The sequence below is a fragment of the Nostoc foliaceum FACHB-393 genome (assembly GCF_014698505.1).
GTDB classification, from domain to species: Bacteria; Cyanobacteriota; Cyanobacteriia; order Cyanobacteriales; family Nostocaceae; genus Nostoc; species Nostoc foliaceum_A.
Map to the genome: position 1 here is coordinate 1 of NZ_JACJTD010000107.1, position 14,709 is coordinate 14,709.

Below are 14,709 nucleotides of genomic sequence, written 5' to 3' on the forward strand. Positions count from 1 at the left end.
TTTGACCCCACAAGTCAATAACTTCCACATAATCTCTTAACCAACCAAACTTCATAATTAATTTTTGATTGAGGATTTCTTTTTCACTGTTGGGTACTAAATTATGTAAAGTATCGATTGGGCAATTTAAAAGCTTCTGCGCCCAATCAATTAACTTTTCAACATTAAAATAACGACATCCAGAACGTTGAGTTGAGATGGAGGGGAAATAAATGATAACTCTGTTTGTTGAAGTTGATGTCGGCACTGGTTACATTTTTGGATGAAAGATTGATACTTTTCTGAGGTAGCTAACTCATGTTTCAGCAATAAAGCCATTGCATGGGTTACATCATAAGTATAAATAACAGAGGGATGTTTTGAAGAGTAAAGTTTAATTCCTTTTTCGAGGTCACTGCCATGATCTGCTATTATTTGTATTGGGCAACCAACCATATCAGTCAGTTCACAAAGCTTTTGTTCGATAAGTTCTCCTCTGGTAGAGTCCATAATTTCCAGGGCTAAGAGTTGAACATCATGGTGTTTTAGCCCTCGTTTTTCTGGAAAAACGGTTGATTCCAGGTATTGTTGAGAAACTCCTAGAATTACCAAGCATTTTTGTTTACCTAGTTCTACTGTTAGGTCAATAATAAAAACCCAATCAGTTCGATATTCTTTTATCCTTTGAAGCTCGTACAACCCAATTCGTCCTAACCAATTCCTTACACTACTAAAATGCAGAGTAGAAATTTCAGACTCTGATGCGTCAAACTTCAGGTTTTTCTCAACTCCTCGTAAGCTACTTCCAGAACCAACTGTTTGTTGTACTGCTTTTTGTATTATTTGAATGCTGTAATGATGCCCAACAGCTCTCAGTGTCTCTATTTTTTCGGAAACTTCTTCCCCTTTTTTTGTGCATCAGCTGAGTTGGTGCTTATAATACGTAATTCTTTTTCTGCTTTCATGGCACGCTTTTTCCAATTCTCCCGTGAAAGCGATAAATCCCTAATTTTTATTTCTAGCGCTCTTAACTTTTTTTGTCTTTCAAGTGCTGTTTCTTTCCAATTCTCTCGACTTTGTTTAAACAGACGAACTAATCGGCTGGACGAACTTTTTAATTCTTTCATTAACCACCAATTTTTTGGGAATATTTTGAGACATCTATTATGTATGAAGAAATATCATCTCAAAACACCCAAAGTCAACACCCTAGCCTTAACCCTGTTTTGTCACTCTCGGAAAACAATAATCAAAGCCTTGCTCTGAGGGTTTAATTGCATCAACATTTGAGGCTTTATTTCCTAATAGAAACTAAAATTTATAGCCAAAAGCTGGAAACTAAAGCTCCATAAACCTTTGGGCTATTGCATTCTCCCAAAGTGACAAAACAGGGTTAATAACTAAAAATCCACGGCGGAAGCAACTAAGCCAACGGTGAGGGACACTATTTTTAAAATTGCGTCGTGCAATATGAGTTTGGGGTAATTCATCTAAACTACTAATGGGGAGATTTGCATCGACACAACCACCAACACTTACTTGCCATAAAATAGCGATCGCTATGGCTAACCAATGTCTTTCGGCACGTTTAGGGTCAGTGATTTTAGTTTGATGCCAATCAAAACCACCTCGTTTACCATCTTTAAACAGACACTCAATCCAAGAGCGCATAGAATACCAGCAAGCATCCGCCACTTCCGGCTGTAAATCAGTGATAATTAACCAAGGTTCGGCATAGCCATCGTCATAGCGAGCTAACAAGGTACATTTGATTGAATTAGTTTTAAAACAAGTTATTAAGCCTTTGAATGACTGACCCACTTGTGGTACTAGAGTATTTAAAGGCTGCCAAGCATCCTGTCCCAGAACTTGAAACTGTTGTTAGTCCACTTGATTGAGTCATCACTATCCCAAAACTCCACATTGCCAGTACTACTGCTTGCGGCTTTGTGAGATTCGGCATTTTTTCTATAACTTTTCTAGTCCATTGTCTTAATTCCTCACTTTTTCCTATCTGCATTTACCCTCCTACAGCCTTTAATTCTGCTCCGCATTTGCCTTGCATATTTTTGCGGTCTGACATTAGTTCTGTATTTTACCTGCTAATTTGCCCCTTTCTTAAATACCTACCTTTGAAAGGTCATCCGCCTTACCTCTTTCTTGCGCGACACTAAAATGATATAAACCCCGAAAAATCATCTCCAAAGAAATGCGGTCAAATGGCAGAGATAATTCATCTGCAACCGCGTCTCCCAAGTCAACTACTACGTAGGGTTTTCTTAATGAGCGAATTTAGAATTGGTATCACCGTCCGGGAGCGCGTGTCTTCACCTCCTGGAGTACCCAACCGTTACCGTCGGGATCGCTGAACGAGGCATAGGAGGCATAGTCTCGGCGTTTGGGGTCGGGGCCTGGTACTCGTCCCTCGGTTCCGGCGTGGTGGAAGATCCCGCCGATGTCGTGGAACACTTCACTCACCTCGACACCCCGCTCAACGAGTTCGGCGCGGGCTGCCTCAATGTCGTAAACTATAAGGTACATACCCTGTACTGAACCTGGCGCGGTTGATGTAATTCCTTTACCAAAGATGATTGAAGCTTCTGAGCCAGGAGGCGTTAACTGCACCACCCGGAAGTCCTCACTCGTAACGAAGTCGGCATCCAGTCGCCACCCTAAAGTTTTATAGAAGTCCTTGGCTTGATCAACATCGGAAACTGGCAATACCACAACTTCGAGTTTCATGTTTTGACTGCTACTCATATTGTTCTCCTTGAGATTGGTAAGCTTGCTGCCCACCGCGATTAACTTCATTCTTGTGCAATTGCCCTATTCACACCACTCAATTTAATTGAGTTAAAATGCGACTTAACCTTCGACATGGGAACAAATCAGCAGGAAGTAAGCCACAAGCAATTAAAGCTGGTATACTTCATTCAAAATGGAATCAGTTACCTGTTAATCTGTGTTGCTGAGACTCTCGGTCAGTCTTTGATTAAAGAAACGCCCGATATTTTAAGAAAAGATTTGCTCTGTCCTTTGCACCATCGGCTGATCTATGGATTCCCACCCATCAAAAACTAGACGAGGTTCCTCCACTTCTGTGCGCGTGCGAGGAGTTATCCTGTCGCCTCAAGGGTGGCAAAGATTTCAGACGGCAAAACAGCAGGCCGAATCCGACGAAACTTGGGGTAAGCGCTTCACTCAGGAAGATATAAGCGATCGCACCGGACTTTCCCTAAATACCCTCGCTCGCATTTTCAAGCGCGAACAGGGAGTTGATCGTCAATCAGTAGAGTATCTCTTTCGGGCGTTTGGGCTGGAATTGACGAAGGCAGACGTGACATCCCCTAACTTATCTCAAGAGACAGAAAGCCGATGGACAAATCCTCAACAGGACTGGGACACGGCGGTCGATGTGTCAGTGTTTTATGGGCGGGAGGCAGAACTGACGCAACTGTGGCAGTGGGTTGTGTCTGAGCGCTGTCGTCTGGTTGGATTATTGGGCATTGGGGGCATCGGCAAAAGTACGATCGCTGTCAAGGCGGCACTGGGGATGCAGACAGAATTTGAGATTGTCGTGTGGCGCTCCGTAGCTAATGCACCACCTCTAGATGAACTCCTGTCGAGTCTGCTGAAGTTTCTCATGCCACTTTTTGGGGAAGATCCCATCATTCCCACCACGCTCGATCAGCAAATTTCCCAACTGATACAATATCTGCGATCGCGTCGGTGTTTATTAATCCTAGATAATGCTGAAACCATTTTGCAGCGTGAGCCGGTGGGACAATGGCGCTCAGGCTACGAAGGTTACGGGCAGTTGCTCAGAGCCATTGGTGACACGTCTCACCAAAGTTGTTTGTTGCTCACTAGTCGAGAAAAGCCGCGCGAAATAGCCCTGATGGAAGGTGTACAGGCATTGGTGCGATCGCTCACCTTGAGCGGGCTAACACCTGATGACGGACGCGCTATTTTCCGGCAAAAAGGAGCGTTTACAGGTTCCCAAGCCGAATGGCAAACTTTGATCAATCACTACGGCGGCAATCCTTTGGCGTTGAAACTGGTGGCAGCCGCAATTGGGGATTTGTTCAACGGGAGCATTACCGAGGTGTTGCCCTATCTCAGCCAAGGATTGGCTGTTTTTGAAGACATCCGCGATTTGCTCTCTCGTCAGTACGAGCGCCTCTCAGAATCTGAACAGAAAACACTGTCCTGGTTTGCAATTCATCGGGAGCCAATATCGCTCGCAGATATTCGAGAGAACTTGGTTGATCCTGCTGCTCAACAAAGTGTACCTAATTTGATCAACTCACTACTGAGGCGATCTTTAATCGAGAAGGCAAAGCCTACGCTAATTGAAAAGACCGATGGGTTATTCTTCTTGCAACCTGTGGTCATGGAATATGTCACAGAACGATTCGTGCAGCAGATTTGTATTGAGTTTGAGACGCAGCAGCTGAATGTTTGGCAAACGCATCCCTTGTTGCGAGTACAGGCAAAAGATTACATTCGAGAGATTCAGATACGCCTAATTATGCAGCCAGTGATGGAGCGGTTGCTGTCTCGTTTTGGCAGTGTAGCGGCGATCAAGGCGCAAGCAAGGCACATATTAACGCAACAGGGGAAGAAACCAGGATACATTGCAGGCAACCTAATTAATTTGCTGGTGCAATTTCAAGTGGACTTATGCGGTTGGGATTTTTCTGGTTTTGTAGTGCAGCAGGCAGACTTGCGGCAGGTTGATTTAGCTCTTGTCAATTTTCAGAATGCTGACTTAGCGAAATCCATCTTTTCAGAAACCCTCAGTGTTGCGAGGTCGATCGACCTGAGTCCAGACGGACAGACCATTGCCGTTGGCGATGCCAATGGCGACATCTATCTCTGGAACATTAAAACAGCCCAACTTCTAAACATATTTTCAGGACACAAAGGCTGGGTTTGGTCGGTTGCCTTTAGTCCCGATGGCAAAACGTTAGCGAGTAGCAGTAGTGATAGTTTGGTGCGCTTGTGGGATGTTCAGAGTGGAAGCTGCTTGCAGGTGCTAACAGAACATCAAGGTTGTGTTTGGTCAGTATGTTTTAGTGCCGATGGTCAGCAGTTAGCAAGTTGCAGCGATGACAAGACGGTGCGCTTGTGGAATTTGCAAGGGCAGTGTCTCCGTGTCTTGAAAGGGCATACCCACAGTGTTTACGCTGTCCACTTCGCTCCCAATCAGCAAACCTTAGCTAGTAGCAGTAATGATACAACCATTCGCATCTGGGATGTGAGCAATGGTCACTGCCTGAGTGTCTTAGAAGGGCATACAAGCGGGGTTCGGTGTGTGCGATACAGCCCGGATGGTCAACTGCTAGTTAGCGGATGCCGGGATGGGTCGATTCGATTGTGGAGTGGTTATCTGTCTAAGGATAAATCGCCAAAGCTCAATTTCCAGTTGTTGCAGGGACATACCGATTTTGTTTGGAACATCGCCTTTAGTCCGGATGGTTGTCTCTTAGTGAGCGGTGGTCGTGATGGCACTCTGCGCCTTTGGAATGTGCAAGACGGGCAATCTATTAATGTACTTGAGGGTCATACTCACGATGTTTATGGGCTGGCTATCAGTGCCGACAGTCAATTTTTGGTCAGTACAGGAGAAGACCAGACGGTGCGGCTGTGGCATTTACAGAATGGAAGAAACCTAAAAACGTTGCGTGGATACACTGGTGGGATTCACTCCCTGAGCTTGAGTTCGGATGGGCAAATGCTTGCCAGTAGCGGTCAGAATGAGATGATTCAGGTGTGGCGTTTGCAACCAGATGGCAATTTGTCATCGTTGCGACCCGACAAAACGTTTGCCATCCCGTCGCGTCGGATTTCATCATTCAGCAACGTCAGCTTTAGTCCCGATAATCAAATGCTGGCGAGCAATCGACACGATGAGTCTATCGCTTTATGGAATCTTCAAACTGGACACCTCGAACGATGGTCGGCGCACAGCGCATCCATCTGGACAGTGTTGTTCAGTCCGGGGGGGCAAATTTTAGCAAGCAGTAGTTATGATTGCACTGTGCGACTGTGGGATGTGCAAACGCATCACTGTTTCCACGTGTTAAGCGGTCATCAGAGCAGTATTCGTGCGATTGCATTTGACAAGAGCGGTCAAAGATTGGCAAGTGGCAGTTTTGATTTCACCATTCGAGTATGGGATGTGCAAACTGGAGAATGTCTGAAAGTTTTGCAGGAGCATACGGGTGCAGTTTTTGCACTGGCATTTGCTCCGGATGGTCAGCGACTGATAAGCGGTAGTCATGACCAAACCATTCGATTGTGGGATCTGCAAACTGGAAAATGTTTGCAGGTTTTGCAAGGGCATACAGGAGCCGTCTGGACAGTTGCTATCAGTCCTCAAGGTAATACCCTGGCAAGTGGCGGTGTTGATCAAACCATTCGACTTTGGGATTTGCAAACGGGGCAATGTCTCCACATCCTAGATGAGCATAGCGGTTGGGTTCGGTCAGTTATCTTTAGCTGTGACGGTCAAATCTTATTTAGTTGTAGTGACGATCGCACGATCAAGCTTTGGGATGTGCAGACAGGATGCTGTATTAACACCTTGATGGTCAATCGCCTGTATGAAGGTATGAATATTCAAGGGGCAACCGGGTTAACAGTGGCTCAAACAACCACCCTGAAAGCGTTAGGCGCAATTGACCATTGAAGCGATGCACATCCAACTTCAGCACTCTCGCTGGTAGTCGATTGTGACTAGCAACTGTTGAAAGACGTTGAGCGATGGCGCAAGCGCTTGCGATCGCAGGTTTATCTTGTATTATTTATACTGCATTCTGTGACTTTAGGCAAAATCTGTCCCAGACACAAGGCATAAGTTGTCCGCTTTTAAACACGGAACACTGATACTATCGTAGGCAAAATTGTTCTGCCATAAAACTAATCCAGCCAAAAGTTGTCTCAAAGTTGAAAACCAAGGTATCACTTGTCACACAGTTGAAAAACCAGCTAAAAGTTGTCCAAAAGTTAGGCTCACTTGTACCAAAAATTCAAGCCTTTTAGCAGTTCAGCCTGCAACCTAAATCACATTATCAAACAGACTCTACCTTATATCTCTTACTAATCCTCAATCCAAGCATAAGTTGAGCAACTCGCTTTGAAACCATAAGTTGAGCAAATAAGCTGCCCAAAGCCTTTTAACTGCGTCAGGGACTATTCGTCGAAAATAGGTTTTGAAATCATTACTTGAGCAAAGGTGCTGTTTTGTAAGCAGAATGTGAGCAAACGTATTCACGCAGAATATCAAGCAGCCTGATTTCTCCTTTTGAGGCGTAAAAGCTAGGCATAGCAGGAGTTTTACACCAGAGCTTATTTTCAATAACTTTGCTTTAATGAGAATTAAACATAAAAGAATAGAACTTTGAGATAGGCAGATACAAAAGCGATCGCTCTGCTAAAACGGCTCAGATAAAGCAGCAGAGCTACTATCACGAGTGGATTTATTTTCGCTACTTTCGTAACCATAACTTGAGCAACCCAGTTTGAAAGCATAAAGTTAGCAAATTGCTCATCTTATGCTTTCAGTGACATTTATACTACAAAAAGGGGAAGACAAAATAAGATACCCTTATCTTTTATCCGACATAAACTCCGATTAAAACCACTTTCCTTGATATACAACACTTTTACCAACATGCGATCGCGGAGAGTGCATGTTGGCAACGGAATAGAACTATTGCGCTGCCGATGAATTTTGGTTATCCCTGGTATCGCCTATAATGCGTAAGTCAAGCAATACACAGGTTTTAAATGCTAACTTCCAGTTATAGTTAGCCGTAACTTATTATAGGCACAATGCAACCATAACTTTGACTGAGTGCAAAGATAGTTTACAAAAGTTACTCAGGCGGTTGCCATAATATTGGTTCAGCGAAGGGACAGAGGCATTGCTGCCAATATTGCATTCGGGAAAACTTTTCTCCCTAAAGCGGTTCCTATCCCTCAATTTCTAAGATTCGGATCATGGATAACTGCAACCGCCTTGATGCAGAACCGTCTGGGAATACAAATTGCCTGCTTTAATTAACTACAGAAATCATCTACCCGAATATCCCGCCAGACATCAGAAACCTGCCAGCCAGAATTGCCCACCGATTGTACTGGAGGATTGTCAAGGAATGGAACATAGTCAGGAACTCTTGGTTCAGGAGCGATTACTGGTTTCTCCTCAACTACAGGGGCTGTATATTTGACAGTATTAGCTTCAAGAAGTTGGTCTTCTGCTTCTTCAATTAACTTCATCTGTCTCAGGGTAAGCTTGTCGGATTTTTTAATGATCTTCTTGGTATCTGTATCATTAGAAGTTTTCATTGGCTGTTCCTTCGAAGGCATTGGCTTAAAATTTGGATGGGTAAATTTGGGAGAACTTAGGTATTAATAATTGCACGGAATAAACACTCTACTGCAAAACTATGAAAAATACGAGTCCCTTGTTGAGGAATTTATTAATTGGACATAAATCTCTTTTTCGGACAGATGCCTTAAAGCATCGCAGTAAGATCATTGTCTAGAAGTCAAAATTCTTTTGCGTTCTTGACACTTAAGCCCACGAATCAGTGACTTGAGGTTGAGCAGGACGATCAACTTCGAGTATGTCTTTTCTAAAAGCACTTTAAGCTATTTATTTATTGGTGAGAGTTTTGCTTGTAACACAGTTTCTGTGGCTGTTTGTATTTGAGGATCTACTCCTTGAGCATATTCTAAAGGAAATGGGATATTAATGTCTGGTATTACACCTTTACCTTCCAGCCTTTGATTGCCGTTAACAAATACATTGGTAACAGCAACATAAAGCAAGCTACCATCTCGCATTAAATAAGGACGACCTGCAAGTACGGCTCCTGCCGTTTGAGTTCCAATCACTGTGCCAATCTTACTTTGTTGAAACCCAAACGCCAGAATTTCTTTACTACTACGACTGCCTGAGTTGACTAACATCACGACAGGTTTTTCCCATTGATAGTTATAGGTATAACGGCGTTGGTTTCGGGGAATGTTAGTGATGCTGAGATTATGTTTGGCAGTAAAGATGTTGAGATAACTAACATCTCCTCCACCCCATCTATTTCTTAAATCTAAAACTAAGCCGTCTGCATTTTTTAAGCGACCATAAATCAGTTCATCTTGAAGTTGTTGCTGGTAGGGGTCTGCTGCATTTGACCATATATGAATATAACCAACTTTCTTGCCATCTTGCTCAATTAGCTTAATACTAACTGTCTGAGCTTCCAAGAACATCGTGCTAGGATCAAAAATTTTTGGGATGACAGGAATTTCTTGCTGGCTGCTCGGTTCGGGCGATCGCTGTATTAACATTTTGACGGTTTGGCCTGCTTTTCCAGCAAAAGAGTGTATTGGATGATATGAATAGCCATCAACACTTAAAATTTGATCCCCTACTTTTAAACCAGCTTTTGCAGCAGGGCTTTCATCAAGAATAGAGCTAATAAATGTTTTACCATTGATATCTTTGGTGAACAAGCCAATATCAGTGTATTCAAATTTACCTTGAGGGAAAAACTTTTTTAATTGCTTATTCAAGTCAGAATTTTGAGGTAAGAAAATCCCTAAAAGCTGAAAGTAAGCAGGTTCATCTTGAGTATAAAAGCGAGTATGAGAAGATTTGAGTTGAGAAAGCATTTGATTAAGGACAACAGCAACATCTTTAGTTGAGTTAGCTTTTATTAGCTGAGGTTGATATTGTTTTTTAATGGATTTCCAATCTATTCCATTAAAGTTAGGATCGTAAAAATTATCATTTATTGTTTGCCAAACTTGCTCAAGAATTTGAGTTTCTGAGCTTGCAAATATTGGCAGAAGCGGCGAACTCAACCATAGTATAAGCAAAATAGAAATACTTAAAATAAAGACTCTAGCTGAATGTTTTGAAAAAGCAAACTGCAATGTCCTCATGTTTGAGAAAATACTAAAGCTGTATTAATTATTATTTCACTAGAACAGACTCAAGTAATATAGCAGTTTGAAACAGAGATGATAATCAAATTATACTACTACATTACTTGAGTTTCATCGGTTCAGCAAATCCTTCCTCAATGGTAGGACTGTTTCATTCCACCTCAAACAGGATTTATCAAGATGGTTAGCGAAAAAAATTGGAAATGGGGGTGACGAATAAATGAACTTTTAAGCACTTAAATAACAGTAAGATTGTTCATTTTATCGGCAGGCTGGTAACAAAATAATCAATTTTTAATCGCTAGAAGCCTTGCTTTTTCAGGCTCTTTAGGGAATGAAAGGGCCCAGACCTCAATGGTAGGACTGCTAACCGATACATTCAATGGAAAAATTTGTTCTGTGCTTATGAGGCTAAAATTGGCGAATATCTCATCACTGGAGTTAAATGAGCCACTATCTTGATTCAGGGTGCTATAGCTAACGGTGGATTGAAAAGTATAAGTCCCTGCATTAGTGATGTTTTGAGTTGGAAACAAGAGCAAGTCATTATCTTCTCCGTTGAAACCTGCATTGTCTCTAACTAGTTTAGCTCTGAGTTGAAAACCAACCTCATTCTCAATAAGAAAAGTCTCAAATGAAGTGAGTCTGACATCGACCGTTACATTTACATTCGGCTCTGAATTAGTAAAAAGATCGATTGATAGTGTGGGATTACATAAGGTTGCCATACTTAGTTATCTCTTGAAGTACTTATCTTTATTTACACTGTTAAAAAGTAAATTTGGCACTATCATCATGTGTATTATTAAGGCAGATATATTAATAAATATACTTATGATAATATCCACCAATAGATAGTTAATACCAAGTATGTAAGCTGCTAATATGGGTCAGGGCAAACGCATCTAAATATAGTACATAAATACTAAATAAAGGATAAAGGCAGCGATGCCTACGGCAGGCTTCGCCTACGCGTGTGGTATGAAGGATATCTTTGGGGCATTGATGGTAAAGTCATTGTAAAAGTAACAATAAAGCCCCACGGAAGGCGTGAAACTCAAGCCCAAAATTACAATTGCTGACCACTTTGCACAGATGTCAGATCCACGAATAGATCGTACAAAACGTCATAAGCTAATCGATATTTTGACTATTGCCATTTGTGGAGTGATATGTGGGGCAGATAGTTGGGTGGCAATTGAAACATACGGATGTGCAAAGTCTGAGTGGTTAAAAACGTTTTTAGAGCTACCAAATGGGATACCATCCCACGACACGTTTGCAAGAGTCTTTGCACAGTTGAATCCTCAACAATTTCAGTCATGTTTTCTAAACTGGATGAAATCAATACAGAAAATAACTGAAGGCGAAGTAGTTGCAATTGATGGGAAAACCTTACGTAGTTCTTATGATAGTAGTAGTGACCAAAGCGCAATTGTAATGGTAAGCGCCTGGGCAACTACGAATAAATTAGTTTTGGGACAAGTGAAAGTAGATGAAAAATCGAATGAAATTACAGCAATTCCAGAGTTATTAAAGGTATTGGATATATCTGGATGTATTGTGACAATCGATGCAATTGGTTGTCAGAAAGAAATTGTTAGGTTAATCACACAGCAAGATGCAGATTATGTAATTACGTTGAAAAAGAATCAAGGAAATCTTTATAATGAAGTTGAAAAATTATTCCAGGCAGGGATAAGCACAGGTTTTGAGGGAATTGAACATAGCACATATAAAACAGAAGAAAGAGGGCATGGTCGTCATGAAATCCGCCACTATGTGATGTTATCTCAAATTCAGTCTAGGCTTAATTCAGATTCAGTTTGGTCAAACTTTAATAGTGTTGGAATGGTAGAAGCCGTCCGTTCATTAAATGGTGAAACAACGGTTGAGACCCATTATTTTATCAGTAGCCTTGAGTCAAATGCTAAACAATTTGGTAATTCTATTCGCAGTCATTGGGGAATTGAGAATTCATTACATTGGATATTGGATGTCGCCTTCAGGGAAGATGACTGTCGGATTAGAAAAGATAATGCCCCACAGAATTTTGCAATTCTCAGACATATTGCAGTCAATCTTTTAGGTCACGAGAAGTGTGTCAAACGCGGAATAAAAAATAAACAGTTTCTCGCTGGGTTGGATAACAATTATTTATCAAGAGTTTTAGCATTAGCATAAACTAATATATCAGAAATTGAATTTAAATATTTAATTTAGGAAAAATCGCACTTTTTCTCTAGATAAACATACTTTTATAAACTCGAACCTTGAGTTATTTTAGTATCAATAAATAATCATTCAACCTCAGATAAGCTAACTCATATTTCTCAGAAGTACTTCATTTATTTTATTTATCATTCCCTGAATTTTTACAATTATCTATGTCATTTTGAAATCTCTCTTAGTTTTTATTAGGAAATAAGATGCGTTTCCCCTGTAATATGGGTTTACCTCTCCCTGCTTTGAAGCCTTCACCACTTAAAAATTCTTCATTTATTAACAACTGTTTTCGGTGAGCCATTGGACGAGTTGAATCACAACACCATTGGGGTCTGTGACTTGAAAGAACCTTTCAAGCCAAGGTTCAGTCTTGAGCGCATTTGTAGGGGCGCATAGGTATGCTCAAGAACTCCTCTGCTGTCAAGGGCAAAGAGATATCTATAACCAAACCGTATTGCCTCCACAGTCTATGATTGCTCCCTTAGTCGGGGATGGGAGCAATTATTTGGCATATTGCAGCACCAAAGATGTTTTAAGTAAATCAATAAAACGGTTGAGCTAAGTTTCGTCAGTTTGATGGATGTCTCAAAGTGCTAAATCTGGTGAAATTGTTGGTCAAGAAAACGTTTAATTTAAAACTTGTAGAGTATTTATGATACAAATACCAATCGTTCGCCAAATCCTATTAGATGCCGATACTGGATTGCTACCATATCTTAGTCAACAACTTCAAACACAGAGTTTTTCACCTTTTAAAAGCCAATTTGGTTTTTATGTAGACGAGTCTTGTACACAAGTTACCTCGGTAGACGATTCTTTAGAAATACAAACGATACTTTTGTTGAGTCTGAAGTTATCAATTGTTGTGGATAGCAAAACTCCCTCGGATGAGGCGGCAGTACACGCTCTTGAGTTTCAAGAATTGCTAGATGCACAAATTATTAGATGGAGCCAAGACAACGAAAACTTGCTTCAACCAATCTCAGGAATTAAAAGCACGTTCAGTCAGTTGTCAGAGATCCCGTTCCACGGTGGTTATCTTCCAGGTTTTGAAATTAAAAGTCAGTTTACTATAGTTTACAGTCCTGTTACTACACAATTAAACCAGTCAGAGGAGCCTCAATCTTTTTTACATAGTCCAGGGGAACGTACTCCCATCAGTGGGCAGTATGAAGTAATTAATTCTGATGGAAAAGGTACAGGGCTAGAGGTAACATCAACTGCCGGAAATCCGTTTCCTCCAACGAGTGAATCTGACCAATCATATAGATTAGTTGATCCTACAAAGCATAAAAACCCTAATAAGTAGCAATTAGTATTGCTTAAACAAAATTTAGGTACTCTTTGTCTAAGTATTTTACATTATTCAGATGTTCTCTACAAGACACTGTTGCTGGCTGGCTAGCTAGTCTTGCCTACGGCACGCTCTTATGTTCGAGGGTCACTGGGAATTGTTCGGTCATTCACGCACAATACAAGAATCTTCTTCTAAGAACTGACACCAATATTGCTGTTTGCGAAAGTGACTTCAATCTGCTCCTGGTGGCTCCTTACCAATTCCCAATCCTTTTTTGCTTTGTTTTAACTGTCCCCAAAGTAGTTTAATCTGTTTGTAAGCATCTTCTGGGTTAATCTTGCCATTAGTCTCTAAATTAGTGATGTAACCAATTTTTTGAGCAAATTCTTGTAAATTAGCATTGAATACTAGATATTCGGGTTTCACCTGGCCGTAGTATCGACTACGAGGGAAAATAAAACCATTCTGATCATATTCATCAAGATTTTCCATCAACTTATGATCCTATCAACTATTTTTATCAAAAAATCAATCAATTTAAAAACTGAGATAGCGTAATTTGAGAAATTTATTTTTTATTCATTAATTCAATTATAGACGTAATTCTTTGCCAGTTTGTGTGGGGTTATAACCCAGAACAACATGCAGATACTCGTGTGGTGGATGTGCATATCTCACGTTTGCGCTCGAAGTTAGAAGATGACCCGGAAGATCCAGAATTCATATCACAGCAAGAGGTAGTGGTTATTTTTTTCCACGAATTATTGATTCAGAACAGGAATAACAGAAATATATGAGTAAGCTCATCTTAATTACAGGCATAAGTAAAGGTCTAGGTTATGCGATGACCGAGGGGTTTATTCAACAGGGGCATACTGTTATTGGTTGCGCCCGTTCATCAGATGCAATCGATAAAATACGCCAAAAGTTTAGTGCTACCAACGATTTCACATCTGTAGATGTGGCAGATGAACATCTTGTAAAAAAATGGGCAATAGACGTACTTCAAAAATATGCACCGCCAGATATAGTGATAAATAATGCGGCAATTACTAATTACCCAGCACCTTTGTGGGAAATACCATCTGAAGAATTTTCGGATATTATAGATATCAATATCGTAACCGTTCACAGGATTTGAAGCGCTACAGTGAAAAATGGGTTACTGAGGTGGTAGATTAAACTGCATGGAAGAAAACTGCCTCGCCTACGGAATTGAAATTTCCGACTCAGATTGGGATCTGACT

14 protein-coding genes and 1 pseudogene are annotated in these 14,709 nt (G+C 41.1%); 5 read left to right on the forward strand and 10 right to left on the reverse strand.

All coding sequences use genetic code 11. The annotated features are described in order from the left end of the window. Nucleotides 1-150: 150 nt before the first annotated feature. From H6G92_RS36180 to H6G92_RS36200, 6 genes are all read right to left on the reverse strand, one after another. Nucleotides 151-678: a hypothetical protein gene (locus H6G92_RS36180; RefSeq protein WP_242059473.1), complete on the reverse strand. Its 528-nt coding sequence runs from the start codon at nt 676-678 to the stop codon at nt 151-153. 182 nt (nt 679-860) lie between these two features. After that, nucleotides 861-1,106 (reverse strand): hypothetical protein, encoded by a 246-nt coding sequence (locus tag H6G92_RS36185; RefSeq protein WP_190901383.1) that lies wholly within the window; start codon nt 1,104-1,106, stop codon nt 861-863. A gap of 211 nt (nt 1,107-1,317) precedes the next feature. Then, the gene (locus H6G92_RS39045) at nt 1,318-1,740 is read right to left on the reverse strand and encodes a hypothetical protein (RefSeq protein WP_199345122.1); all 423 of its coding nucleotides are present in this window, start codon (nt 1,738-1,740) and stop codon (nt 1,318-1,320) included. A 22-nt stretch (nt 1,741-1,762) separates the two neighbouring features. Next, nucleotides 1,763-1,999, reverse strand: coding sequence for a hypothetical protein (locus tag H6G92_RS39050; RefSeq protein ID WP_199345123.1), 237 nt, complete (start codon nt 1,997-1,999; stop codon nt 1,763-1,765). A 98-nt stretch (nt 2,000-2,097) separates the two neighbouring features. Further along, nucleotides 2,098-2,235, reverse strand: coding sequence for a hypothetical protein (locus tag H6G92_RS36195; RefSeq protein ID WP_190901386.1), 138 nt, complete (start codon nt 2,233-2,235; stop codon nt 2,098-2,100). A gap of 48 nt (nt 2,236-2,283) precedes the next feature. Continuing rightward, nucleotides 2,284-2,790 (reverse strand): VOC family protein, encoded by a 507-nt coding sequence (locus tag H6G92_RS36200; protein ID WP_313890056.1) that lies wholly within the window; start codon nt 2,788-2,790, stop codon nt 2,284-2,286. Nucleotides 2,791-3,034: 244 nt separating this feature from the next. Here H6G92_RS36200 and H6G92_RS36205 point away from each other — a divergent pair, with 244 nt between their 5' ends. Further along, nucleotides 3,035-6,673 (forward strand): WD40 repeat domain-containing protein, encoded by a 3,639-nt coding sequence (locus H6G92_RS36205; protein ID WP_190901388.1) that lies wholly within the window; start codon nt 3,035-3,037, stop codon nt 6,671-6,673. A gap of 1,373 nt (nt 6,674-8,046) precedes the next feature. Here the strand turns inward: H6G92_RS36205 and H6G92_RS36210 are convergent. From H6G92_RS36210 to H6G92_RS36220, 3 genes are all read right to left on the reverse strand, one after another. After that, the gene (locus H6G92_RS36210) at nt 8,047-8,334 is read right to left on the reverse strand and encodes a hypothetical protein (RefSeq protein WP_190901390.1); all 288 of its coding nucleotides are present in this window, start codon (nt 8,332-8,334) and stop codon (nt 8,047-8,049) included. A 306-nt stretch (nt 8,335-8,640) separates the two neighbouring features. Further along, entirely contained in the window at nt 8,641-9,936 is a 1,296-nt protein-coding gene (locus tag H6G92_RS36215; RefSeq protein WP_190901392.1) for a S41 family peptidase, read from the reverse strand. A gap of 290 nt (nt 9,937-10,226) precedes the next feature. Continuing rightward, on the reverse strand, nt 10,227-10,667 hold the full coding sequence (locus H6G92_RS36220) for a hypothetical protein (protein ID WP_190901393.1): 441 nt from the start codon (nt 10,665-10,667) through the stop codon (nt 10,227-10,229). A gap of 322 nt (nt 10,668-10,989) precedes the next feature. Between H6G92_RS36220 and H6G92_RS36225 the strand changes: the two genes are divergently transcribed. Both H6G92_RS36225 and H6G92_RS36230 read left to right on the forward strand, forming a co-directional pair. After that, a complete protein-coding gene (locus tag H6G92_RS36225; RefSeq protein ID WP_190901394.1) occupies nt 10,990-12,123 on the forward strand; it encodes an ISAs1 family transposase in 1,134 nt (377 codons plus the stop codon). A 694-nt stretch (nt 12,124-12,817) separates the two neighbouring features. Then, nucleotides 12,818-13,474, forward strand: coding sequence for a hypothetical protein (locus tag H6G92_RS36230; RefSeq protein ID WP_190901398.1), 657 nt, complete (start codon nt 12,818-12,820; stop codon nt 13,472-13,474). A gap of 219 nt (nt 13,475-13,693) precedes the next feature. On the opposite strand, the gene H6G92_RS36235 is transcribed toward H6G92_RS36230, so the two are convergent. Further along, a complete protein-coding gene (locus H6G92_RS36235; protein ID WP_190901395.1) occupies nt 13,694-13,954 on the reverse strand; it encodes a DUF7219 family protein in 261 nt (86 codons plus the stop codon). Between the two features lie 113 nt (nt 13,955-14,067). On the opposite strand from H6G92_RS36235, the pseudogene H6G92_RS36240 reads away from it, so the two are divergent. Then, nucleotides 14,068-14,246: pseudogene (locus tag H6G92_RS36240) on the forward strand (winged helix-turn-helix domain-containing protein); the annotation flags it as partial. A 9-nt stretch (nt 14,247-14,255) separates the two neighbouring features. Next, nucleotides 14,256-14,603, forward strand: a complete 348-nt coding sequence (locus H6G92_RS36245; RefSeq protein WP_190901396.1) for an SDR family oxidoreductase — start codon at nt 14,256-14,258, stop codon at nt 14,601-14,603. Nucleotides 14,604-14,709: the final 106 nt, after the last annotated feature.

Coding starts and splice junctions, on each gene's coding strand:
- H6G92_RS36185 (WP_190901383.1), bottom strand. CDS start 1,106: ATGAAAGAATTAAAAAGTTCGTCCAGCCGATTAGTTCGTCTGTTTAAA.
- H6G92_RS39050 (WP_199345123.1), bottom strand. CDS start 1,999: ATGCAGATAGGAAAAAGTGAGGAATTAAGACAATGGACTAGAAAAGTT.
- H6G92_RS36200 (WP_313890056.1), bottom strand. CDS start 2,790: ATGAAGTTAATCGCGGTGGGCAGCAAGCTTACCAATCTCAAGGAGAAC.
- H6G92_RS36205 (WP_190901388.1), top strand. CDS start 3,035: ATGGATTCCCACCCATCAAAAACTAGACGAGGTTCCTCCACTTCTGTG.
- H6G92_RS36210 (WP_190901390.1), bottom strand. CDS start 8,334: ATGAAAACTTCTAATGATACAGATACCAAGAAGATCATTAAAAAATCC.
- H6G92_RS36215 (WP_190901392.1), bottom strand. CDS start 9,936: ATGAGGACATTGCAGTTTGCTTTTTCAAAACATTCAGCTAGAGTCTTT.
- H6G92_RS36220 (WP_190901393.1), bottom strand. CDS start 10,667: ATGGCAACCTTATGTAATCCCACACTATCAATCGATCTTTTTACTAAT.
- H6G92_RS36230 (WP_190901398.1), top strand. CDS start 12,818: ATGATACAAATACCAATCGTTCGCCAAATCCTATTAGATGCCGATACT.
- H6G92_RS36235 (WP_190901395.1), bottom strand. CDS start 13,954: ATGGAAAATCTTGATGAATATGATCAGAATGGTTTTATTTTCCCTCGT.
- H6G92_RS36245 (WP_190901396.1), top strand. CDS start 14,256: ATGAGTAAGCTCATCTTAATTACAGGCATAAGTAAAGGTCTAGGTTAT.